At 63.3% G+C, this 20,739-nt stretch carries 24 protein-coding genes; 6 read left to right on the forward strand and 18 right to left on the reverse strand.

Translation table 11 applies throughout. The features are described 5' to 3' along the window. Window positions 1–20: 20 nt before the first annotated feature. Genes choV through choW form a run of 3 tightly spaced genes read right to left on the reverse strand, consistent with a single transcriptional unit; the run spans window position 21 to window position 2,355 of the window. Window positions 21–1,064, reverse strand: a complete 1,044-nt coding sequence (choV, locus tag RVY76_RS03570; protein ID WP_317375898.1) for a choline ABC transporter ATP-binding protein — start codon at window positions 1,062–1,064, stop codon at window positions 21–23. Then, the gene (locus RVY76_RS03575; RefSeq protein WP_317375899.1) at window positions 1,061–1,465 is read right to left on the reverse strand and encodes a GFA family protein; all 405 of its coding nucleotides are present in this window, start codon (window positions 1,463–1,465) and stop codon (window positions 1,061–1,063) included. The genes choV and RVY76_RS03575 overlap by 4 nt, the downstream gene beginning before the upstream one ends. Further along, the gene (choW, locus tag RVY76_RS03580; protein WP_317375900.1) at window positions 1,462–2,355 is read right to left on the reverse strand and encodes a choline ABC transporter permease subunit; all 894 of its coding nucleotides are present in this window, start codon (window positions 2,353–2,355) and stop codon (window positions 1,462–1,464) included. Before choW ends, RVY76_RS03575 begins: the two co-directional genes overlap by 4 nt. Before the next feature lie 118 nt (window positions 2,356–2,473). Between choW and RVY76_RS03585 the strand changes: the two genes are divergently transcribed. Beyond that, the gene (locus tag RVY76_RS03585) at window positions 2,474–3,259 is read left to right on the forward strand and encodes an MBL fold metallo-hydrolase (RefSeq protein WP_317375901.1); all 786 of its coding nucleotides are present in this window, start codon (window positions 2,474–2,476) and stop codon (window positions 3,257–3,259) included. Window positions 3,260–3,362: 103 nt separating this feature from the next. On the opposite strand, the gene lpdA is transcribed toward RVY76_RS03585, so the two are convergent. From lpdA to RVY76_RS03605, 4 genes are read right to left on the reverse strand one after another with little or no spacing between them, the layout of a single operon-like run. After that, entirely contained in the window at window positions 3,363–4,751 is a 1,389-nt protein-coding gene (gene lpdA / locus RVY76_RS03590) for a dihydrolipoyl dehydrogenase (protein WP_317375902.1), read from the reverse strand. 15 nt (window positions 4,752–4,766) lie between these two features. Beyond that, complete coding sequence (locus RVY76_RS03595; RefSeq protein ID WP_317375904.1) at window positions 4,767–5,177, reverse strand: MAPEG family protein; 411 nt, start codon at window positions 5,175–5,177, stop codon at window positions 4,767–4,769. Window positions 5,178–5,201: 24 nt separating this feature from the next. Continuing rightward, window positions 5,202–5,453 (reverse strand): DUF3303 family protein, encoded by a 252-nt coding sequence (locus tag RVY76_RS03600; protein ID WP_317375905.1) that lies wholly within the window; start codon window positions 5,451–5,453, stop codon window positions 5,202–5,204. 1 nt (window position 5,454) lies between these two features. Continuing rightward, window positions 5,455–5,832 carry a hypothetical protein gene (locus RVY76_RS03605; protein WP_317375907.1) on the reverse strand — a complete coding sequence of 126 codons (378 nt, stop codon included), beginning with the start codon at window positions 5,830–5,832 and terminating at the stop codon, window positions 5,455–5,457. A gap of 18 nt (window positions 5,833–5,850) precedes the next feature. On the opposite strand from RVY76_RS03605, the gene RVY76_RS03610 reads away from it, so the two are divergent. Continuing rightward, window positions 5,851–6,213 (forward strand): hypothetical protein, encoded by a 363-nt coding sequence (locus tag RVY76_RS03610; RefSeq protein ID WP_317375908.1) that lies wholly within the window; start codon window positions 5,851–5,853, stop codon window positions 6,211–6,213. A gap of 44 nt (window positions 6,214–6,257) precedes the next feature. Here the strand turns inward: RVY76_RS03610 and odhB are convergent, their stop codons facing one another. From odhB to RVY76_RS03660, 10 genes are all read right to left on the reverse strand, one after another. Further along, on the reverse strand, window positions 6,258–7,841 hold the full coding sequence (odhB, locus tag RVY76_RS03615) for a 2-oxoglutarate dehydrogenase complex dihydrolipoyllysine-residue succinyltransferase (protein WP_317375910.1): 1,584 nt from the start codon (window positions 7,839–7,841) through the stop codon (window positions 6,258–6,260). Between the two features lie 4 nt (window positions 7,842–7,845). Next, window positions 7,846–10,806, reverse strand: a complete 2,961-nt coding sequence (locus RVY76_RS03620) for a 2-oxoglutarate dehydrogenase E1 component (RefSeq protein ID WP_317375911.1) — start codon at window positions 10,804–10,806, stop codon at window positions 7,846–7,848. Beyond that, window positions 10,803–11,360, reverse strand: a complete 558-nt coding sequence (locus RVY76_RS03625; RefSeq protein WP_317375912.1) for a DUF805 domain-containing protein — start codon at window positions 11,358–11,360, stop codon at window positions 10,803–10,805. The genes RVY76_RS03620 and RVY76_RS03625 overlap by 4 nt, the downstream gene beginning before the upstream one ends. Before the next feature lie 97 nt (window positions 11,361–11,457). Then, the gene (locus tag RVY76_RS03630) at window positions 11,458–12,540 is read right to left on the reverse strand and encodes a glycosyltransferase family A protein (protein WP_317375914.1); all 1,083 of its coding nucleotides are present in this window, start codon (window positions 12,538–12,540) and stop codon (window positions 11,458–11,460) included. A gap of 208 nt (window positions 12,541–12,748) precedes the next feature. Beyond that, window positions 12,749–13,636 carry a succinate--CoA ligase subunit alpha gene (sucD, locus tag RVY76_RS03635; RefSeq protein ID WP_317375916.1) on the reverse strand — a complete coding sequence of 296 codons (888 nt, stop codon included), beginning with the start codon at window positions 13,634–13,636 and terminating at the stop codon, window positions 12,749–12,751. Between the two features lie 54 nt (window positions 13,637–13,690). Beyond that, window positions 13,691–13,987 (reverse strand): hypothetical protein, encoded by a 297-nt coding sequence (locus RVY76_RS03640; protein ID WP_317375918.1) that lies wholly within the window; start codon window positions 13,985–13,987, stop codon window positions 13,691–13,693. A gap of 46 nt (window positions 13,988–14,033) precedes the next feature. Then, window positions 14,034–15,227, reverse strand: coding sequence for an ADP-forming succinate--CoA ligase subunit beta (gene sucC / locus RVY76_RS03645; RefSeq protein WP_317375919.1), 1,194 nt, complete (start codon window positions 15,225–15,227; stop codon window positions 14,034–14,036). A gap of 202 nt (window positions 15,228–15,429) precedes the next feature. Next, entirely contained in the window at window positions 15,430–16,263 is an 834-nt protein-coding gene (locus RVY76_RS03650) for a putative nucleotide-diphospho-sugar transferase (protein WP_317375921.1), read from the reverse strand. A 148-nt stretch (window positions 16,264–16,411) separates the two neighbouring features. Beyond that, on the reverse strand, window positions 16,412–17,374 hold the full coding sequence (mdh, locus tag RVY76_RS03655) for a malate dehydrogenase (RefSeq protein ID WP_317375922.1): 963 nt from the start codon (window positions 17,372–17,374) through the stop codon (window positions 16,412–16,414). A gap of 75 nt (window positions 17,375–17,449) precedes the next feature. Continuing rightward, on the reverse strand, window positions 17,450–17,902 hold the full coding sequence (locus RVY76_RS03660) for a PRC-barrel domain-containing protein (protein ID WP_317375924.1): 453 nt from the start codon (window positions 17,900–17,902) through the stop codon (window positions 17,450–17,452). Between the two features lie 112 nt (window positions 17,903–18,014). Here RVY76_RS03660 and RVY76_RS03665 point away from each other — a divergent pair, with 112 nt between their 5' ends. Next, complete coding sequence (locus RVY76_RS03665; protein WP_317375926.1) at window positions 18,015–18,767, forward strand: sulfite exporter TauE/SafE family protein; 753 nt, start codon at window positions 18,015–18,017, stop codon at window positions 18,765–18,767. On the opposite strand, the gene RVY76_RS03670 is transcribed toward RVY76_RS03665, so the two are convergent. Continuing rightward, window positions 18,764–18,922 (reverse strand): hypothetical protein, encoded by a 159-nt coding sequence (locus RVY76_RS03670; RefSeq protein ID WP_317375927.1) that lies wholly within the window; start codon window positions 18,920–18,922, stop codon window positions 18,764–18,766. The genes RVY76_RS03665 and RVY76_RS03670 overlap by 4 nt on opposite strands. Window positions 18,923–19,099: 177 nt before the next feature. Between RVY76_RS03670 and RVY76_RS03675 the strand changes: the two genes are divergently transcribed. Genes RVY76_RS03675 through RVY76_RS03685 form a run of 3 tightly spaced genes read left to right on the forward strand, consistent with a single transcriptional unit; the run spans window position 19,100 to window position 20,734 of the window. Beyond that, window positions 19,100–19,969, forward strand: coding sequence for a CoA ester lyase (locus RVY76_RS03675; RefSeq protein ID WP_317375929.1), 870 nt, complete (start codon window positions 19,100–19,102; stop codon window positions 19,967–19,969). Next, a complete protein-coding gene (locus RVY76_RS03680; protein ID WP_317375931.1) occupies window positions 19,969–20,529 on the forward strand; it encodes an NnrU family protein in 561 nt (186 codons plus the stop codon). The genes RVY76_RS03675 and RVY76_RS03680 overlap by 1 nt, the downstream gene beginning before the upstream one ends. 4 nt (window positions 20,530–20,533) lie before the next feature. After that, window positions 20,534–20,734 (forward strand): DUF1737 domain-containing protein, encoded by a 201-nt coding sequence (locus RVY76_RS03685; RefSeq protein ID WP_317375932.1) that lies wholly within the window; start codon window positions 20,534–20,536, stop codon window positions 20,732–20,734. The last annotated feature ends 5 nt before the right edge of the window (window positions 20,735–20,739 follow it).

A 20,739-nucleotide genomic window follows, 5' to 3' on the forward strand; every position in this document is an offset into this window, starting at 1 on the left:
CGGGGGAACGCAGCCTCGGATCATCCGTTCCCTGATCGTCCGGGATCCGCGAGCCGATCCAGGATCGAACGGCGGCTGACCTGTCCGATGAGCGCTCCATCCTCTACCACGCCGATCGTCCGTCGATCATCGCGCAACGCATCCATCACCTGATGGATCGCGGTCTCGGGGTGGATTCCCTCAGCTGGCATGTCCGGGTCGGCAGTCTCCATCACGTCCCGCGCACAGAGAACTCCAAGCGGGTTCATGTGGGCCACGAAGTTCGCCACGTATTCATTTGCCGGCGCTTGATAAATTTCCCTCGGGCTACCGTGTTGCGAGATCCTCCCGCCTTCCATGATCGCGATCCTGTCGCCGAGCTTGAACGCCTCGTCGAGATCGTGGCTCACGAAGACGATCGTGCGGCTCAGACGCTTCTGCAGGTCGATCAGTTCGTCCTGCAGCCGCGTGCGGATCAACGGGTCGAGCGCCGAGAACGGTTCGTCCATCAGGAGGATCGGCGCATCGGTCGCGAAGGCGCGGGCGAGGCCCACGCGTTGTTGCATGCCCCCGGATAGATCGCCGACCTTCCTGTCGGCCCAATCGGAGAGACCGACGAGTTCGAGCTGCCCGAGCACCTTGTCGCGCCGCTTCGCCTTTGACAGACCGCCGAGTTCGAGCCCGAGGCCGACATTCTCGGCGACGCTGCGCCAGGGAAGCAGGCCGAATTGCTGAAAGACCATGGACACGTCGTCAAGACGCATCCGGCGTAGGTCGCGCGCCTTCGCGGATGTGACGCTGACCATTTCGTCGCCGCGGCGCAGGCGGACTTCGCCCCTGACGACGTCGGCGAGACCGTTGACCGACCGGAGCAGCGTCGACTTGCCCGATCCCGACAATCCCATGAGCACGAGGATCTCGCCTTCGGGCACGTTCAGGCTGCAATCGTGCACGCCGAGGACCTGGCCTGTCTCGCGCTCGATCGTGGCGCGATCGTGACCTTCGTCCATCATGGGAAGCGCAACCTCGGGATTGTCTCCGAAGACGATGGAGACGTTGTCGAAGATGACGGCAGGCTCTTTCATTCGCGGGGCTCGTATCTCAGCGTTCCGACGATCCGGGGCGGCGCGCCGTCTGATGGATGATTCTGGCCGTCCGTGACGTTGACTTCGGACAGGAAGGGCGTCGCGCCTTCGATACAGGCGAGGTTCACACCGTATTCGTCGGGGTTCGAACGTCGAAGATGGTGGGTATAGATGCCGCAATGCCGGCAGAAGTAATGGCGCGCCGTCCCGGTGTTAAAGGTATAGAGCTTCAGATGCTCGGCCCCGTCGATGATATCGAAGTCCTCGATCGGCGCGCTTACCGCGACGGCACCCCGCATCGCGCAGAACGGGCAATCGCAGCGGCGCGCCGAGGCAAGCCCATCGGGCAGTTCGGCGGCAAAGCGGATGCGGCCGCAATGGCAGGCACCTTCGACCCTCATCGCTGCCGAACCCTGAGCGCGCGGTCGAGGATGATCGCCACGACCACGATGACGAAGCCGCTCTCGAAGCCGAGCGAGGTATTGACCTGATTGAGAGCCCGCACGACCGGCACGCCGAGCCCGTCCGCGCCCACGAGCGCCGCGATCACCACCATCGACAGTGACAGCATGATGGTCTGGTTCAGGCCGGCCATGATCTGGGGCAGGGCGCTCGGCAGTTCGATCTTCCAGAGCAACTGCCGCGGCGTTGCGCCGAATGCCTGTGCCGCTTCGATCAGCGGTTTGGGCGTCGACGAGATCCCGAGATGCGTGAGCCGGATCGAGGCCGGCAGCACGAAGATCACCGTCGCCATGAGGCCGGGCACCATGCCGATTCCGAAGAAGACGATTGCCGGGATGAGATAGACGAAGGTCGGCAGCGTCTGCATCAGGTCGAGGACCGGCCGCACCCATGCATAGAGCTTCGGACGATGCGCCACCGCAATTCCGATCGGCACACCCAGCCCCATGCAGACGACGCAGGCCGACAGGACCAGGGTCAGGCTCTCGCTCGTTTCCTCCCAATATCCCTGGTTCAGGACGAAGAGAAACCCGAGGATCACCAGAAGGCAAACCTGCCAGCGGTGCTGAAGATACCACGTGAGGCCCGCGAAGACGGCGATCACCAGAAGCGGGTGATACTCGGCCGGATAGGCCGGGACGTAATCCTCGGCACCGGTCAGCCATCCGATGCCCGGTGGGCTGAGAAACAGCGCCAGCAGGATGTCAATCAGACCCTCGAGGAAAATGGCGATGCCGTCGAAGACTGCTGCCCCGTTGATCTGCAGCCAGTCGAACGCGATGCCGGCGATCCGGCCGACGGGGATCTTGGTGTCGGTCAACCATTCCATCGCCGCAACATGCGGCACGGTCACAGGGATTGAAAGCGGAAAGCTGCCGGGAGAGTGGCCGTGGGCCGCACCGGGCCCTATCTTTGAAGCCGTTCCAAGGCCCGAGGAAAAGGACGCCATGACAACCCGCAGACACTTCCTGACGATCGGTGGCGCATTGGCGCTCACGGGGATTCTGACGATCCCCGTGTCCACCGCTGCCCAGACCTCAGATACTTTCCCGACCGAGAGCGGCGAGATCGTCGTGCATCCGATTTCCCATGCGAGCTTCTGGATGGAGACGCCCGCCGGCGTCATCCTCGTCGATCCAGTCGGTGCCGAGGCGGATTACGAGGATATGCCCGATCCCGATCTCGTTCTCATCACGCATGAACATGGCGATCATTACGATCCGGAACTGCTGTCCGAGATCACCGCCGGCAAGACGCAGATGATCACGAACATCGCAGTCTACGACATGCTTCCCAGCGCTCTTCAGATGATGACGCAGCAGGTCGCCAACGGTGATTCCACCGACGCGCTCGGGGTGGAGATCACGGCGGTTCCGGCCTACAACATCACCGAAGGACGGCTCGACTTCCATCCCGAGGGGCGAGACAACGGCTACGTCCTCGCGATCGACGGTATGCGGGTCTATGTCTCGGGCGATACCGAAGGGACGTCGGAGATGCGCGCGCTCAAGGATATCGACCTGGCCTTCGTCAGCATGAACCTGCCCTTCACGATGGCGGTTGAGCAGGCAGCCGACGCAGTTGCCGAATTCGCTCCGGCCCATGTCTATCCGTACCACTACCGTGGTCGGGACGGCGGCACGCAGGATCCCGAGGCTTTTGCCGAACTCCTGCAACAGGCCGGGGCCGGGACCGAAGTTCATATCGGCAACTGGTATCCCGAGGGTCTTTGACCTTTCGACGGGGCGGATATGTCCACCCGTTCACTTTTGCCGATTGAAATGAAAGTCGGGGGGCCAACCGGCCCCCCGTATCGTCTGTAGCTGATGACGATCCTCAGGAATGGATCGCACCGTCTCCGCAAGCGAGGGCTGCCTCACGCACTGCTTCCGAATAGGTCGGATGGGCGTGGCAAGTCAGCGCCAAATCTTCCGCCGCGGCACCGAATTCCATCGCGACGCAAACCTCGTGGATCAGGTCGCCGGCCATCGGTCCGATGATATGCGCGCCGAGAATGCGATCCGTCTCCCTGTGCGCGAGGATCTTGACGAAACCGTCGGCGGCGAAATTCGCCTTGGCCCGGCCATTCCCCATGAAGCTGAACTTGCCGACCTTGTAAGGCACCTCGTCCTGCTTCAACTGCTCTTCGGTGCGTCCGACGCTGGCCACTTCGGGATGGGTATAGATTACGCTCGGGATGACACCGTAATTCACGTGGCCATGTTTTCCGGCCAGCACCTCGGCCACGGCCATGCCCTCGTCTTCGGCCTTGTGGGCGAGCATGGGTCCCGCGATGCAATCGCCAATCGCATAGATCCCGTCTTTCGTGGTCTTCCAGTGATCGTCGGTCTTGATCTGACCGCGCTCCGTCGTCTCGACGCCGAGATCCTCGAGGCCGAGCCCCTTGGTCACCGGCTTGCGCCCGGTCGCGACGAGAACGATGTCGGCATCAATGGTCTCTTCGCTCTCGTCTTTCTTGAGCTTGTAGCTGACCTTGGCCTTGCCGTCGCTTATTTCGGCACCTTGAACGGCGGCCCCGAGGACGAATTTCATGCCCTGCTTCGACAGCAATTTCTGGAAGTTCTTCTGCACCTCACCGTCCATTCCGGGTGTCACCGTGTCAAGATATTCGAGCACGGTCACCTCCGCTCCGAGCCGGGCATAGACGCTGCCCATCTCGAGCCCGATGACGCCCGCACCGATCACGACCATCTTCTTCGGGATCTCCTTCAGCGACAATGCGCCGGTGGAACTCACGATGGTTTCCTCGTCGATCTCGATGCCGGGAAGGGTGGCCGAATCCGACCCGCTGGCGATCACGATGTTCTTTGCGTCATGCACCTCGTCGCCGACCTTCACCTTGCCCGCCTCGGGGATCGAGGCCCAGCCCTTCAGCCAGTCGACCTTGTTCTTCTTGAAGAGGAATTCGATCCCCTTCGTATTCTGGCCGATCGTGTCGTCCTTGTAGGCCTGCATCGCGGACCAATCGACCTTCGGAGCGTCGACATTCAGGCCCATCTTCGAGAAGTTGTGCTCCGCCTCGTGGAGCATCTCGGTCGCATGAAGCAGCGCCTTGGATGGAATGCAGCCGATATTGAGGCACGTCCCGCCAAGCGTTTCGCGTCCCTCGACGCATGCGGTCTTGAGGCCAAGCTGTGCACAGCGGATGGCGCAGACATAGCCGCCGGGGCCGGAGCCGATGATGATGACGTCGTAACTAGCCATTGGTCTTTCCTGAAGTCAGAGGAGGGCGAGAAGAAGCATGAGCACGGTCGCGATCCAACCCGCCCCGAAGATGAACGAGCGCCACGGCACCCAGCCGTAGGCATAGGCCGGCACGTAGAGGATCCTCGCCGCAAGATAGATCCACGCCAGCGTCGCGGTCAGGGCGCTGCCGGTGCCGGTCAGCGTCACCGCGACCGCGGCGATCGCGAAGAGCAGCAACGCTTCGTTGTGGTTGTCGTAGGCCCGCATGATCCTGCCAGTCCGACGCGACAGGATCTGATCCTTCGGTCGCTGCAGGTCCTGCGGATCGCGGGGCCCCATCGTCGTACGTGGTCCGAGTTCGAGATTGGCGGGAACCGCGAAGAGGACCAACTGCACGGCTTGCAGCAAGGCAGACAGGATCAGAACGAGGAGTTCGGTCGTCATGCGCGGTTCCTTCGGAGGCTATGCTCAGACGGTGCGGAGGTAATGCGCCTCGGTTCCGGTCAAGCTCTTGCACAGGCCCCTTTCGGAGGAAAGCCATTCCTCCACCCGCGAGCGGTCCGACGCGTCGAAAAGACCCCAGACAGTCGAGGTGCCTTTCTCGCGCCAGAGCTGAAGCTGTCTCAGCCCCGCCTGATCGCGGCGCTCGGAGGCATCGGCGTATGAGGCGACGAAGGCGTCGGCATCGTCAGTATCGAAACGGATCAGGACCTGCATCATTCTATCCTTCGCAGATGAGGGGCGCGGCGAGTACAGTATCACTGTAACGCGCCCCCTGCGCTATGGTTTGCGTCGCGATCTCGTCTTTCGATGCGCCGACCCATCGGCAGGTCGGATTACCACGCACGGAATCACGGGCAAGCGCGATCCGCGTGTCCAGATCGCGGGGCGCGCTGGGGTCGAACAGGAAGAGATGCCACCGCGCACCGTTCCCTGCGCTTTCCGTCGACTCGATATGTCGCACCGTGACGTTCGGTTCGACCGGAACGGCGCAGGCCGACAGGAGCGCGAGCGCGGGAAGCGCAGCCTTGCGGATCAACCCCGAGCCGGGCACCGCGCCGGAACAGAGCCGATCGCACATGGGTTGAACAGAATACATCCTAGAGGAGGCCTTTCGATGTTGAGACATGCCCTGATTGCCGGTGGCATCGCCATGATTGCCGCTTCCGGTCCGGCACTCGCCCAATCCGACGACAATCCGAATTCCACCGAGACCAGCGACCGCAATCCGGGTGCAGACAGGGGCGAGCCCGATGCCCGCCGCGGTCCCCCTGAGAGTTCACGCGGTGGCGATGATCGGCGGCCCCGACCGCATGGCCCGCCCGGGCCGATGATGATGGGTGAGGCGATGACGGGTTTCGTCCTCGATCTCGGCGACGACAGGTCGTTGCGCGTTTTCTGCGGCGACGAGGCGATCGGACCATGCATGGAAGCGGTGAGGCCGCTCATCGATCAGATCCCGGCCTTGACGAACGATTGATCGAGACGGTGCGGGGCCGGTGATCCGGCCCCGCATATCATCCGTCAAAGATCCATCAACAGACGGCGGGGATCCTCGAGCGCTTCCTTCACGCGGACGAGGAACGTGACCGCGCCTTTGCCATCGACGATCCGGTGGTCGTAGCTGAGCGCGAGATACATCATCGGACGGATCTCGATCTTGCCGCCGACGACCATCGGGCGTTCCTGGATCTTGTGCATGCCGAGAATGCCCGATTGCGGCGCATTCAGGATCGGCGAGGACATCAGCGATCCGTAGACGCCGCCATTCGAGATGGTGAACGTTCCGCCCTGCATGTCGTTCATCGACAGCTTGCCGTCACGGGCCCGCTGACCGAGCTCGTTGATCGTCTTCTCGATCTGGGCAAAGGACATGGCGTCGGCATCGCGCACGATCGGCACGACGAGGCCCGACGGCGTGCCTACGGCGATCCCCATATGCACGAAGTGCTTGTAGACGATGTCGGTCCCGTCGATCTCGGCATTGACCTCGGGGACTTCCTGCAGCGCGTGGCAGCAGGCCTTGGTGAAGAAGGACATGAAGCCGAGCTTCACGCCGTGCTTCTTCAAGAAGAGGTCCTTGTACTCGTTCCGCAGATCCATCACTGCGCTCATGTCCACCTCGTTATAGGTGGTGAGCATCGCGGCATTGTTCTGCGCCTCTTTCAGGCGGCGCGCGATGGTCTGGCGCAGACGGGTCATCTTGACCCGTTCCTCGCGGTCGGCATCGTCTGCGGGGCTTGCCGGACGGGTGGGGGCGGGCTTGTCGTCGGCCTTCTTCGAGGAACCTGCGTTCTGCACGTCCTCTTTCATCACGCGGCCGTCGCGGCCGGTGCCCTTCACGTCCTCGCGGCTCACGCCCTTCTCGGCCATCGCCTTCTTGGCCGAAGGTGCGTCCTCGATATCCGCGCCGCCCTTCGATGAGCTCTCGGACTTGGCTTCCGCGGCGGGCTCGTCCTGCTTCGGCGCAGACGATCCGCCGCCGCCCTTCGTCAGGGTCGCGAGCTTGCCACCCGCCTCGACCGTCTCGCCCTCGGATTTGAGGATCTTGCCGAGCGTGCCGGCGGCGGGGGCGGGCACCTCGACGCTGACCTTGTCGGTCTCGAGCTCGCAGAGCATCTCGTCGGCCTCGACCTGGTCGCCTTCGGCCTTGAACCATGTCGCGATCGTCGCTTCGCTCACGGATTCCCCGAGGGTCGGGACCATCACGTCGATCTCTTCGCCAGCACCCCCGCTCTCGTCCGAAGGCTTTCCTTCTTCCTCGGGCGTGTCGGAACCGGAATAGCCCGCGCGGGTCTCCTCTTCGTCCTTCGGCTTCTTCTCGGCGGATTTTGATCCACCATCTCCCGATTTCGACGAACCGGCGCCGCTGCCCGCCTCGGTGATATGCGCGAGCAGCGCGTCGACGCCGACGGTGTCGCCTTCCTGGGCCACGATCTCGCCCAGCTCACCCGCGGCGGGGGAGGGAACCTCCACGGTGACCTTGTCGGTCTCGAGCTCACAGAGCATCTCGTCCATCTCGACGCTGTCGCCCGGTTTCTTGAACCAGGTGGCGATGGTCGCCTCGGTGACGGATTCGCCCAGTGTGGGCACACGAACTTCGGTCATCGTCTTATCCTTCCAGTCCCAGAGCGCCATTCACCAGCGCCGCTTGTTGGGCTTTGTGTTGCGAGGCAAGCCCCGTCGCGGGCGACGCCGCAGCCTGACGGCCGGTATATGTCGGGCGCTTGTGCTTGGCGTCGATACGGCTGAGAACCCACTCGATATTGGGTTCGATATAGCTCCACGGCCCCTGGTTCTTCGGCTCTTCCTGGCACCAGATCATCTCGGCCTTCGGGAACCGCTGAAGCTCGCGGACGAGGCTGTGGGCCGGGAACGGATAGAACTGCTCGACGCGCAGGAGATACACGTCGTCGAGCCCTTCCTCGTCCCGCTTCTCGAGCAGGTCGTAGTAGACCTTGCCCGAACACATGACGACGCGCCGGATCTTGTCGTCGTCCTGCAGCTTCAGCGACGAGTTGCCGTATTGCGCGTCGTCCCAGAGAATGCGGTGGAAACTCGACCCGTCGGTGAAGTCCGACGCCTTGCTGACGGCGAGCTTGTGGCGCAGCAGCGATTTCGGCGTCATCAGGATCAGCGGCTTGCGGTAGGAACGGTGAAGCTGCCGGCGCAGGATGTGGAAATAATTCGCAGGCGTCGTGCAGTTCGCGACGATCCAGTTGTCCTGCCCGCATTGCTGCAGGAACCGCTCGAGCCGGGCAGAGGAATGCTCCGGACCCTGACCCTCGTAGCCATGCGGCAGAAGACAGACGAGCCCCGACATCCTGAGCCATTTCGACTCGCCCGACGAGATGAACTGGTCGAACATGATCTGCGCGCCGTTCGCGAAGTCGCCGAACTGCGCCTCCCACAACGTCAGCGCGTTGGGTTCGGCCAGCGAATAGCCGTACTCGAACCCGAGAACCGCATATTCCGAGAGCATCGAATCGATGACCTCGTACTGGCTCTGGCCCTCGCGGATGTTGTTGAGCGGGTAGTACCGCTCTTCGGTCTGCTGATCGATCAGCGCCGAATGCCGCTGCGAGAATGTCCCGCGACCCGAATCCTGACCGGAGAGACGCACCGGGTACCCTTCGAGCAGCAGCGACCCGAAGGCCAGCGCCTCGGCCGTGGCCCAGTCGAAGCCTTCGCCCGTTTCAAACATCTCTCGCTTGGCTTCGAGCAGCCGGTCGATCGTGCGGTGCGTGTTGAACCCGTCGGGGGCGGTGCTGAGCGCAGCCCCGATATCCCGCAACGTCTCGCCGGGAATGGCGGTCTTGCCCCGCTGGTACTTCTCGCCCTGCTTGTTCAGCCCCGACCACTTCCCGTCGAGCCAGTCCGCCTTGTTCGGCTTGTAATCCTTCCCGGCCTCGAACTCCTCGTTGAGATGGGCCTGGAAGCTCGACTTCGCGTCCTCGATCTCGCCTTCGGGGATCAGGCCCTCGCTCACGAGGCGTTCGGTGTATTTGGTCAGCGTCGTCTTCTGCTGCTTGACCGTCTTGTACATCTGCGGGTTCGTGAACATGGGCTCGTCACCCTCGTTGTGGCCGAACCTGCGATAGCAGAAGATATCGATCACCACGTCCTTGCGGAACTTCTGACGGAATTCAGTCGCGACCTTGGCGGCATGGACCACGGCTTCGGGGTCGTCTCCGTTGACGTGGAAGATGGGGGCCTCGACCATCAGCGCGATATCCGTGGGATAGGGCGAGGTCCGTGAGAAGGCCGGAGAGGTCGTGAACCCGATCTGGTTGTTGACGACGATATGGATCGTGCCACCCGTCCGGTGGCCACGAATACCGGACAGCTGGAAACATTCCGCGACGACGCCCTGACCCGCGAAAGCCGCATCGCCATGCAGTAGCACGGACAGGACTTTTTCGCGCTCCTCGTCCTTCAGCTGGTCCTGCTTGGCACGCGCCTTTCCGAGAACCACCGGGTTCACCGCCTCGAGATGGCTCGGGTTGGCGGTTAGGGATAGATGCACGCTGTTGCCGTCGAATTCACGGTCATCGGACGTGCCGAGGTGATACTTCACGTCGCCCGATCCATCGACATCCTCGGGCTTGAAGCTGCCGCCCTGGAACTCGTTGAAGATCGCGCGATAGGGCTTCTGCATGACATTGGCGAGAACGCTCAGCCGTCCGCGGTGCGGCATGCCGATCACGATGTCCTTCACGCCGAGCGCGCCGCCCCGCTTGATGATCTGCTCCATCGCGGGGATCAGCGCCTCCCCGCCATCGAGGCCGAAGCGCTTGGTGCCCATGTACTTGACGTGGAGGAACTTCTCGAAGCCCTCGGCTTCCACCAGCTTGTTCAGGATCGCGCGACGGCCCTGTTCGGTGAACTTGACCTCCTTGCCGTAGCCCTCGATCCGTTCCTTCAGCCAGGCGGCCTGTTCGGGATCGGAGATGTGCATGTACTGCAGCGCGAACGTGCCGCAATACGTGCGCTTGAGGATCTTCAGGATCTTGCCGAGCGTCGCGACCTCGAGGCCGAGGACATTGTCGATGAAGATCGGCCGGTCCATGTCGGCATCGGTGAAACCGTAGGCCTCCGGCGACAATTCGGGATGTTCCGGAACGTCACGGATGCCGAGCGGGTCGAGGTCGGCTGCCAGATGCCCGCGGATCCGGTAGGCACGGATCAGCATCAGCGCGCGGATCGAGTCGAGCACTGCCTTCCTGACCTGCTCCTCGCCGATCTTGGTGCCGGTCGCTTCCGCCTTGTCGGTGATCTTCTTGGCGAGCGCCTTGCCGTCGGCCTTCGGATCGGCCGGCCATTGCCCGTCGAGCGCGGCAGTGAGGTCATCCGAAGGCTGCGGCGGCCAGTCGCTGCGGGCCCAGGAAGGCGCATTCGCCTCGGCCGCCGCGTCGCCGGCATCTCCGAGCGTCTCGAAATAGCGTTGCCAGCTTTCGTCCACCGCCGACGGGTCGTCGGCGTAACGCGCATAGAGCTGTTCGAGATAGGCGGCGTTGTGCCCCTCGGCGAAGCTCTGCCGCTGGAAGTCTTCGTTCGGGGATTGCTCGGTCATTGGATCTCTCCGGGGTCAGTCGGATGGCTGTCGATATGGTACGGGGGTGGTCCGTATCTGTTTGTCGAAGGCTCGCTCGGTCGTGTCAGCCACCAGAGCACAAGTAAGGGGGAAACGAGGAAAACAAAGAAGGCCAGCCCCAGGATCAGGAAACTTCCGCCTGCCAGGATGTTCGTGAACTGTCCCGCCAGGAGCGGCTCGAAACCGGCGACGACACCGATGAACACGAAGATCCCGACGAAGACGATCAGCGGATAGACGAGATAAAGCCCCGAACGCCCGCTATCGTGCATCCGTCGCCACCCTGCGCTGAGCAGCGGAACGAAGGTCGCAAGCGAGAAAAACGCAGCGATCGGGCCGTTCGACTCGTAGCTCATCCTCCCGGGATCGTACTCCACCTGCTGAAATCCGAAGAGCATTCCGTCTAGAAACCCGGCCACAAGGCTCCCGATGAGTACGAAGGCCGCGAACCACCAGTATTCCGACCGCGACGCCCGTCCGGAAAAGACGAAGTATTTGCGCAGGCAGGTTCTGATGGCGGAGAGGATGCTCATCGTCTCGCCTCCGTGCCCGCGCGCAGACAAGCGATCCGGGCTGCACCGACCCTTCTGGAGAGCGTCCGGCGAGAGGAGGGGATGATGCTTGTCATGTTCATCGGCGCGCCAGAATGCCCTTCTGGACACCTTCGTACCACGGGCCAAGCCCATCCGATCCCTGGCGGAATATCGTCCGTGATCTGCGGATGCCCGCGATCACGCCGCGGGCCTGCGGAAAGTCGAACCGACGGCTGAGCCCGTCCTTCAGAAACTCGGCGAGGATGCGACGCGACATCAGGAGCGAGAACTTGCCGCGATCCTCACCGAGACTCTCGCTGCTGCGGCGTATGAAGTAGGCCATGTTCGATACCTGGAGCTCGGCGATCTGACGTCGCTTCATCCGGCCCGATGCCGCGTTCATGTGATAGATACGTCCGAGGTTCGATCCCAGCAGGATACCGTGCCGCCGATAGCGATGCGTGGCGTCCGCGTCTTCGAGCGGGCAATAGGCCAGGAGATGGGCGTCGAACATTTCCTTCTGGGCGACCTCACGGCGGACCGTGAGGGACCATCCGGAAATATGCTTCCGGTCATACGTCTCAGCGATGGGCTGGCCCGAACCACGCTCAACACCGATGCCGGCATCGTAGAATACGAAGAAGCCTTCTCCCCGCATGAGAAGGACATGTTTCCAGATCCAGTCGACAATCGCGTTTCTCGAACCGGCCTTCCCGTGCTGTCCTGTCTCCCCGTGGCCGGTGACCTTCCTCGCACCGTCACGGACCTTGCGTGGATCCTCGCCCGATGGTGCGGCACCGACAGCGGCAACCATTCCGTTTCCATCCGCACGATAGATCTCGGCAATGCGCTCCGCGCAATCGGGATGCATGAAGCTGTCGTCGTCGATGAGGAAGAGCAGTTCCGCCGAAGCGCGCGCGATGCATTGGTTCCGCTGGAAGGCCGACGATTTCTTCTCGGCCTTGAGATAGGCGATGTCTGTCCCGGAAGGGGTGCCGCATACCTGAAGAATGGCGTCTCGGTTGGCTTCCCAATCATCGCTGGCGTCGCAGATGACGATCTCTGCCGGTGGATGCGTCTGGTCCAGGGCCAGGCGGACACAATGCTTCAGCGCCTCCAACCGATTGATCGTCGCGATGCAGAGGGCCCAGCTGGGGAGATCGGTCGCGGGTTCAGTCATTGCCTTGGTCTTCCGGACGTGTTCCGACCGCGTTCACCGGACCAAAGTCTTCGCGATGATGTCGGTCCATTGGCACCCCGGTCATGGCCGACTTCTCGGCCGAATGTCTTTCAAAGCGGTTACGCTCGCTGTTTCGAGCACATGTCCGTCAGGTGGGGCCGGGCGATCTTGTCCAAAAGCGCCCGGCCCGAATGCTTGCGAAAGGTCGTTACCCTTTCTCGATGGCGGCCTTCACCGCCTGGCCCAGCGTGGCAGGGCTGTCGGCAACGGTGATGCCGGCCGATTTCATGGCTTCGATCTTGCTTTCCGCATCGCCCTTGCCACCGGCGACGATGGCACCGGCATGGCCCATGCGGCGGCCCGGAGGGGCGGTGCGGCCGGCGATGAAGCCCGCGGTGGGCTTCCAGCGGCCGGCCTTGCGCTCGTCGGCGAGGAATTGCGCGGCTTCTTCCTCGGCCTGACCGCCGATCTCGCCGATCATGATGATGCTCTCGGTCTCGTCGTCGGCAAGGAACCATTCGAGCACGTCGATATGCTCGGTGCCCTTGATCGGGTCGCCCCCGATGCCGACACAGGTCGACTGGCCGAGGCCCACATCGGTCGTCTGCTTCACGGCCTCGTAGGTGAGGGTGCCCGACCGCGACACGACGCCGACGCTGCCGCGCTTGTGGATATGGCCCGGCATGATGCCGATCTTGCAGGCGTCGGGCGTGATGACACCGGGGCAGTTCGGTCCGATCAGGATCGTGTCGGACCCTTCGAGAGCCCGTTTCACCCGCATCATGTCGAGCACGGGGATCCCTTCGGTGATGCAGCAGACGAGGGGGATGCCCGCTTCGATCGCCTCGAGAATGGAATCGGCGGCGAAGGGGGGCGGGACATAGATGACGCTCGCATTCGCGCCGGTCTTCTCGACGGCCTCGAAGCAGCTGTCGAAAACCGGCAGGTCGAGATGCGTCTGGCCGCCCTTTCCGGGGGTCACGCCGCCGACCATCTTCGTGCCATAGGCGATCGCCTGCTCGGTGTGGAACGTGCCTTGCGAGCCGGTGAGGCCCTGACAGATCACCTTGGTGTTTTCGTCAACGAGAATGGCCATGTCGGCTCCTTCATTGGTCAGTCTTTGGTGCCGGCGCGCGGTGGCCGGCGATCATCAGAAAAGGGTTTCGTCGTCTTCCACGGCCATGTCGAGCAGCCGCACGAGGACCAGGCCGGCCCCCATGATCGCAAGCGATCGACCGAGGCTGCCGGTCATGTTCGACGGCAGGAAACGCGCGATCCCGTCGCGGGTCCTGCGCGCCGCGCGCTTCAGTCCGCGATCGCGGTGGACGACATCTGGCTTTGAGGGAAGCGACAGCGCACCGGGCTCCCATTGCCTCAGCAGGAGCCCCGCACCCAGCAGGGCCGTCCCGAGCAGGATGGGGGAAAGTTCCGAAGGTGGGTTCTTCATCCGTCAAATCCTTCCGACGTGCACGTCCGTCTTGCCCGGGAGGCGATCAGCCCTTGACCGCGGCGACGATCTTCTCGGCACCATCCTTGAGGTCGTCGGCGGCGATCACGTCGAGACCCGAATTGCGGATGATCTCCTTGCCCTTCTCGACATTCGTGCCTTCGAGGCGGACGACGAGCGGCACGTTGAGGCCGACTTCCTTCACCGCGGCGATCACGCCTTCGGCGATGACGTCGCAGCGCATGATCCCGCCGAAGATGTTGACGAGGATGCCCTTCACGTTCTTGTCGGAGGTGATGATTTTGAACGCCTCGGTCACCTTCTCCTTGGTCGCGCCGCCGCCCACGTCGAGGAAGTTGGCAGGCTCGGCACCGTTCAGCTTGATGATGTCCATCGTCGCCATGGCGAGGCCCGCACCGTTGACCATGCAGCCGATCTCGCCGTCGAGAGCGATGTAGTTCAGGTCGTATTTCGAGGCCTGCAGCTCCTTGCTGTCTTCTTCGCTCTCGTCACGCAGGGAGGCGATATCGGAATGGCGATAGAGCGCGTTGCCGTCGAACCCCACCTTCGCGTCCAGGCATTTGAGATCGCCGTGATCGGTCACGATCAGCGGGTTGATCTCGAGCATCTCCATGTCCTTCTCGATGAACATGGCATAGAGCTGACCCATCAGCTTGACGCATTGCTTGACCTGCGGCCCTTCAAGGCCGAGCGCAAAGGCGATGCGGCGGCCGTGGAAGGGCTGATAGCCGGTGGCCGGATCGACGCTGAAGCTCAGGATCTTCTCGGGCGTGCTGGCCGCGACTTCCTCGATATCCATGCCGCCTTCGGTCGAGCAGACGAAGCCGACACGGCTCGTCTGGCGATCGACGAGAAGGGCGAGATAGAGTTCGGTCTCGATCCCCGATCCGTCCTCGATATAGACGCGCCCGACCTGCTTGCCCTGCGGGCCGGTCTGATGCGTGACGAGAGTGCGGCCGAGCATCTTCTTCGCTTCCTCGGCGGCTTCTTCCACTGATTTGGCAAGACGCACACCGCCCTTGTCGCCGGCATCTGCTTCCTTGAAGCTTCCCTTGCCGCGGCCGCCCGCGTGGATCTGAGCCTTCACAACCCAGAGCGGACCGTCAAGCTCGCCTGCGGCGGTCTTGGCATCTTCGGCACGCGTGACGACACGGCCGTCACTCACCGGTGCGCCGTAATCGCGGAGCAGCGCTTTTGCCTGGTATTCGTGAATATTCATCGGCCACGGTCCTCGGATTGGTCTGGTTACAGTCTGGATGACGTATCGCGGGAGGGATATAAAGCGCTTTAGCGCTCACCTGCCGAGGATCCGGCAAAAATCCGCGCTCTGTGATCACACGAAATCAAGTCGTGATCACATGCCGTCCGCACGAGTTCGGCCGGCAGGGAAATCGTGAGTCTTGAACCCGGTGGCAGGTGGTTTAGCGTTTGCGGATCGACTGCACGAGCATTCGCGCCAGGGATCGCGTGCTCTGTACATGTGGGGGAGGGGGGAGAGGCGTGCGCAACGCAGGATCGCCTCCGAGCGTCCAATCGGCGGCGCGAAGCCGCTCCAGATGGTTCGCACGAACGCGTCCCAGCGCTTCCTCGGGGGTAAGAGGCGTTTCTGGATCGCCTTGCGGCCGGCGATGCAGGTCGGCCACGTGCAGTACGCGCGGATACCCCATTTCGCCGAACCAGATGTCGAGGAAGTTCTTGTACATGAGGTTGTATTCCTGGGTCAGGACCAGGAATTTCGGTTTCAGTTCCCAAAGGAGTTTGCGGAATGCCGGTTGATCCAGCCTGTCGCCATTCTCCCGCACGCGCCTGTTCCACTCTCCCAGAAACGTCTGCGTCGCTTCCGTCCTGCGGATGGCAAGCACGCCGGTATTCACATTGGGAATGGCCCGTGGAATCCGATCCTTCGGGTCGTAGAATTTTCTTCGGCGCGAGATCCCGGCAACCCCCGCCATTTCGTACTGGTCGAGAATGTCGAACAATTCGGGGATCGGGGTAAGAACCAGGATGTCGGCATCGAGCATGATCGTCCGCTCGAAACGCGACCTCCGCATCGCTTCCATCTTGGGTCGAAAGAACCCGTCGGACAGCGCGTGCTCCTGAGAGAAGACCGGATCGCCCGTAGGCGTATCCGTGAAAAGGTCGATTTCTGCGTCGGGGATCGCGATCCGCAAGGTCCGCGCGGCCCGACGTGCGAGTGTCACATAGACCTCGCCGGTCGCCGCAAAAACGAAGCCGCGTTCCGGACCCGTCGTCATGCGATGCTTTCCGATGAAAGGCGGAGTGACCGCGTCTGAATCATCGTACCCCGGTCGGTCGGGCCTGCTCGCGACAGACCACGCGCCGGGGCAGGGAGAGCGCTCGCCGCCTGGCGGCGAGCGCTGATCCGGAGTGCCAGATCCATCATCAGGTCAGGCTGTCGTCGATTCCCTTGCAGGCTTCGACGAGCCCTTTGACGGCGTCGACGGACTTGTCGAACATCGCCTGCTCATCCTTGGCGAGCTGGATGTCGATCACGCGTTCGATGCCGTTCGCACCGATGATCGCGGGCACGCCGACATACATCCCCTTGAGCCCAAAGGCTCCGTCGCACCATGCGGCACATGGCAGGACGCGCCGCTGGTCCTTCAGATACGATTCGGCCATCTCGATCGCGCTGGTGGCGGGCGCATAGAAGGCCGATCCGGTCTGCAGAAGGCTCACGATTTCCGCGCCGCCGTCACGGGTGCGCTGCACGATCTCGTCGAGCTTGTCCTGCGTGGTCCAGCCCATCTTCACGAGATCCGGAAGCGGGATACCGGCGACGGTCGAGTAGCGCGTGAGCGGCACCATGGTGTCGCCGTGGCCGCCGAGGACGAAGGCGCTGACGTCGCGCATCGACACATCGAACTCGAGACTGAGGAAGTGACGGAACCGCGCGCTGTCGAGCACGCCGGCCATGCCGACGACCTTCTGGTGCGGCAGCCCCGAGAATTCCCGAAGCGCCCAGACCATCGCGTCGAGCGGATTGGTGATGCAGATGACGAAGGCGTCGGGCGCGTGCTTCGCGATGCCTTCGCCCACGGATTTCATGACCTTGAGGTTGATGCCCAGAAGGTCGTCGCGGCTCATCCCGGGCTTGCGCGGCACGCCGGCAGTCACGATGCAGACATCGGCCCCGGCGATATCCTCGTAGGAGGTCGTGCCTTTGAGCGCGACGTCGAACTTCTCGGACGGGCCCGATTCAGCGATGTCGAGCGCCTTGCCCTGCGGCACCCCATCGGAAATGTCGAACAGGACGACGTCGCCCAACTCCTTGATCGCCGCGAGATGCGCGAGCGTTCCACCGATCTGCCCTGCGCCGATCAGCGCGATTTTCGACCTGGCCATGGAAATCCCCAATGATTGCAAAAGTCGCGCCGAGGGTTATTGCACCTTCAGGATCGGCGCAAGGCGAGAGCCGACCTAGAGTTCGGCGGGCTCGTAGGGTGGCGCGCTTTCCACCTCGTTGCGCGTCGCCTGAACGACGAAGAGGCGATCGCCGGACCCGTTGGTCTCCGGAACCGCATGGACATGGTCGAAATCGACCGCCACGTCTCGTTCGCCCAGTCCGAGGAAGCCGCCGATGCCCACGATCGCGGCCTGAACCGATCCGTCTTCGCCGATGACGATGTCGGTGATCTCGCCCAACTCCGACCAATCATCTGCCGGGCCGAACTCCACCGTCTCGGGTATTTCGGCTTCGGTCATGTAGATCTCCGCGCCGATGAGGTCGGAGGCGCGATGTGCATCCGCGTCGGCCTCGAAGCTGCCGAAGGCGCTGCCTTCACCGAAAGGGGGCACGTCCGCAACCTGCGCCCATACTCCGGATCCGCTTGCGGTGAGAACCAATGCGGTTGCGATTGCGACTGGTTTCATGGCTACGATCCTCCACAAGAGTTGATGCCTGGTTTCTGCACGACGCGAAGGATGCGCACTTGTTCCACCGAAGGCCTTCGATCCCCGCTCCGACGCGACTGTGCGCGACACCGTGGAACTGACCGCATCCTTTTTTGCCGTGGCGATCCCCGCGACGATCTTCGCGGGAATATCGAAGGGCGGATTCGGATCGGGTGCCGCCTTCGTGGCGACCGTGCTTCTGGTCCTCGTGGTCAGCCCGGCCGAGGCGCTTGCCGTCATGTTGCCGCTTCTCATGCTGATGGATGCGACCGCGCTCAGACCCTATTGGCGCAAGTGGGACGGGATGGCCGCGCGATGGCTCGTGCTCGGGGCGGTGCCGGGGGTCGTGATCGGTGCCATGATCTTCACCGTCGCGCCCGCGGATGTCATCGCGCTCTTGATCGGGGTCGTCGCGCTGTCTTTCGTGGCCTTCCAGCTCGTCCGTTCGCGTGGATGGCTGTCGCTGTCGGGGCTGCCCGGCGGTGGCGGTGCGGGGGCCTTCTGGGGGGCGGTGGCGGGGTTTACCAGCTTCATCAGCCATGCCGGCGGGCCGCCCGCAGCGGTCTACCTCCTCTCCCGCGGTGTGGGGAAGGAACGCTACCAGGCGACGACGGTCATCGTGTTCTGGGCGATCAATCTCATGAAATTCGCGCTCTATGCCGTCCTCGGCACATTCTCGAGCGCAACGGCGCTGGCCGATCTCGTTCTCGCGCCTTTCGCGATCCTCGGCGTGACGCTCGGTGTCTGGCTGCACCGACGCGTGCCGGAACGGCTGTTCTTTGGCCTGACCTATGCTTTCCTCGTCGCGGCAAGCCTCCGGCTCGTCTGGTCTGCGCTGGCCTAGCGCTGGATCGGGTCGGGCGGATCAAACGGCGAGGGTGAAATGCGGCCATTGAATTGCGGCTGTCCGAAGGCAAGGCCGGCGCGCGAGCCCTCGATGGTCAGCTTGGCCGAATAGCACAGCGCGATGACGCCTATGCCGAGGGTCAGGATCATCATGTCACGGTTCATTGCGGCTCCTGAATTGCGGTCGTTGGCGCTGGATCCAGTCTGGTGCAGGGCCGGGCAACCGGAGGCTAAGCGACCGGTCGCAGCCTCGTGCGGCGTTAACGGTTGCGGGGCGCACGACCTTCGTGGTCTGTCTCGCCCGAATCCAGTCTCTGCCGAGGAACCCTGATGTCCAAGCCCCGCCAATCATGGCGTTCCGTCCTCTACATTCCCGGATCGAACGCCCGTGCGCTGGAAAAGGCGCGCGAGCTGCCGGTCGACGCGATCATCTTCGACCTCGAGGATGCGGTCGCGCCCGCGGAAAAGGAGAATGCGCGAAAATCCCTTTTTGCCGCGCTCAATCAGGGAGGCTACGGAGAGCGGGCCCGGATCGTGCGGATCAACGGGCTCGATACCCGGTGGGGCCATGACGATCTCGACGAGATCGCGGATGGCAGCCCCGATCACATCCTGCTGCCGAAGGTCGATGGCCCGGGCGACGTCGCGGCGCTGGCGCGCGAACTCGATGCGCGTCCGGCGACGGCCGGTACGCGCATCTGGGCGATGATCGAGACGACGCGCGGCGTATTTTCGGCGGCCGAGATCGCGACATCTGACCGGGTCGCGGGGCTCGTCATCGGGACGAACGACTTGGCCGCCGAAATCGGCTGCGATCCCGGTGATGACCGGATGCCGCTGCTGATGGCATTGCAATCCTGTTTGGCCGCCGCGCGGATGGCGGGCATTCCCTGCATTGACGGCGTCTTCAACGCCTTCCGCGACGATGACGGCCTGCGCGCGGAATGCGAGCAGGGTCGCAGGCTCGGCATGGACGGAAAGTCGCTGATCCATCCGGCGCAGATCGCGATCTGCAACGATGTCTTCTCTCCCTCGGCGGAAGAGGTCGACCTCGCACGGAGGCGCATCGCGGCGCACGAGGAGGCCCTCGCGGCGGGGCAGGGGATCGCGGTGCTCGACGGTCAGATCGTCGAGAGCTTGCACGTCAACCGCGCCCGCGTCACACTCGCGCGGCACGAAGCGGCGCAGAGGACGGCCTGATGGCACTTTTGATCGCGGGACTTGCGCTCTGGATCGCGGCGCATCTCTTCAAGGGGGTGGCACCCGGACCTCGCGCCGAGATGACGGCGCGGATGGGCAGCGCGTCGAAGGGGATCTTTGCGATTCTCCTCGTGCTGTCCGTCGTGCTGATGGTCATGGGCTATCGTGCCGCTGCCTTCGTTCCTGTGTGGTCGCCACCGCAATGGGGCGTGCATGTCGTCGATCTCGGCATGATCTTCGCCATCGGATTGTTCGCGCTCGGGCACTCGAAATCGCCGCTGAGGGGCAGGATCCGCCATCCGCAGCTCTGGGGCTTCGCGCTCTGGGCCGCGCTGCATCTTCTGGTCAACGGCGATCTCGCCTCGCTCGTGCTCTGGGGCACGCTGCTTGTCTGGGCGCTCATGGAGATGCCCATCATCAATGCCCGCGACGGTGCGTGGGAGCCCTATCGCGGCGGAACGACCGCCGGAACCATCCGGCTTGTCGTGATCGCGATCGTTGTCTACCTCGTTGTCGCGGGCATTCATGCCTGGCTGGGCGTCTGGCCATTCCCGAGGTGACGACATGATATACAGACTTCTGACCGGCGACGACACGTCGGCCTTCTGCCACAAGGTGAGCGAGGCGCTCGCCAAGGGATGGACGCTCTACGGCGACCCGTCCTACGCCTTCGATGCCGAGCATGGCGTCATGCGGTGCGCGCAGGCCGTGACGAAAGAGATCGACGCGCCCTATTCGCCCGACATGAAACTCGGCGCGCAATAGGACGA

This window comes from Palleronia sp. LCG004, from assembly GCF_032931615.1.
Lineage (GTDB): Bacteria > Pseudomonadota > Alphaproteobacteria > Rhodobacterales > Rhodobacteraceae > Palleronia.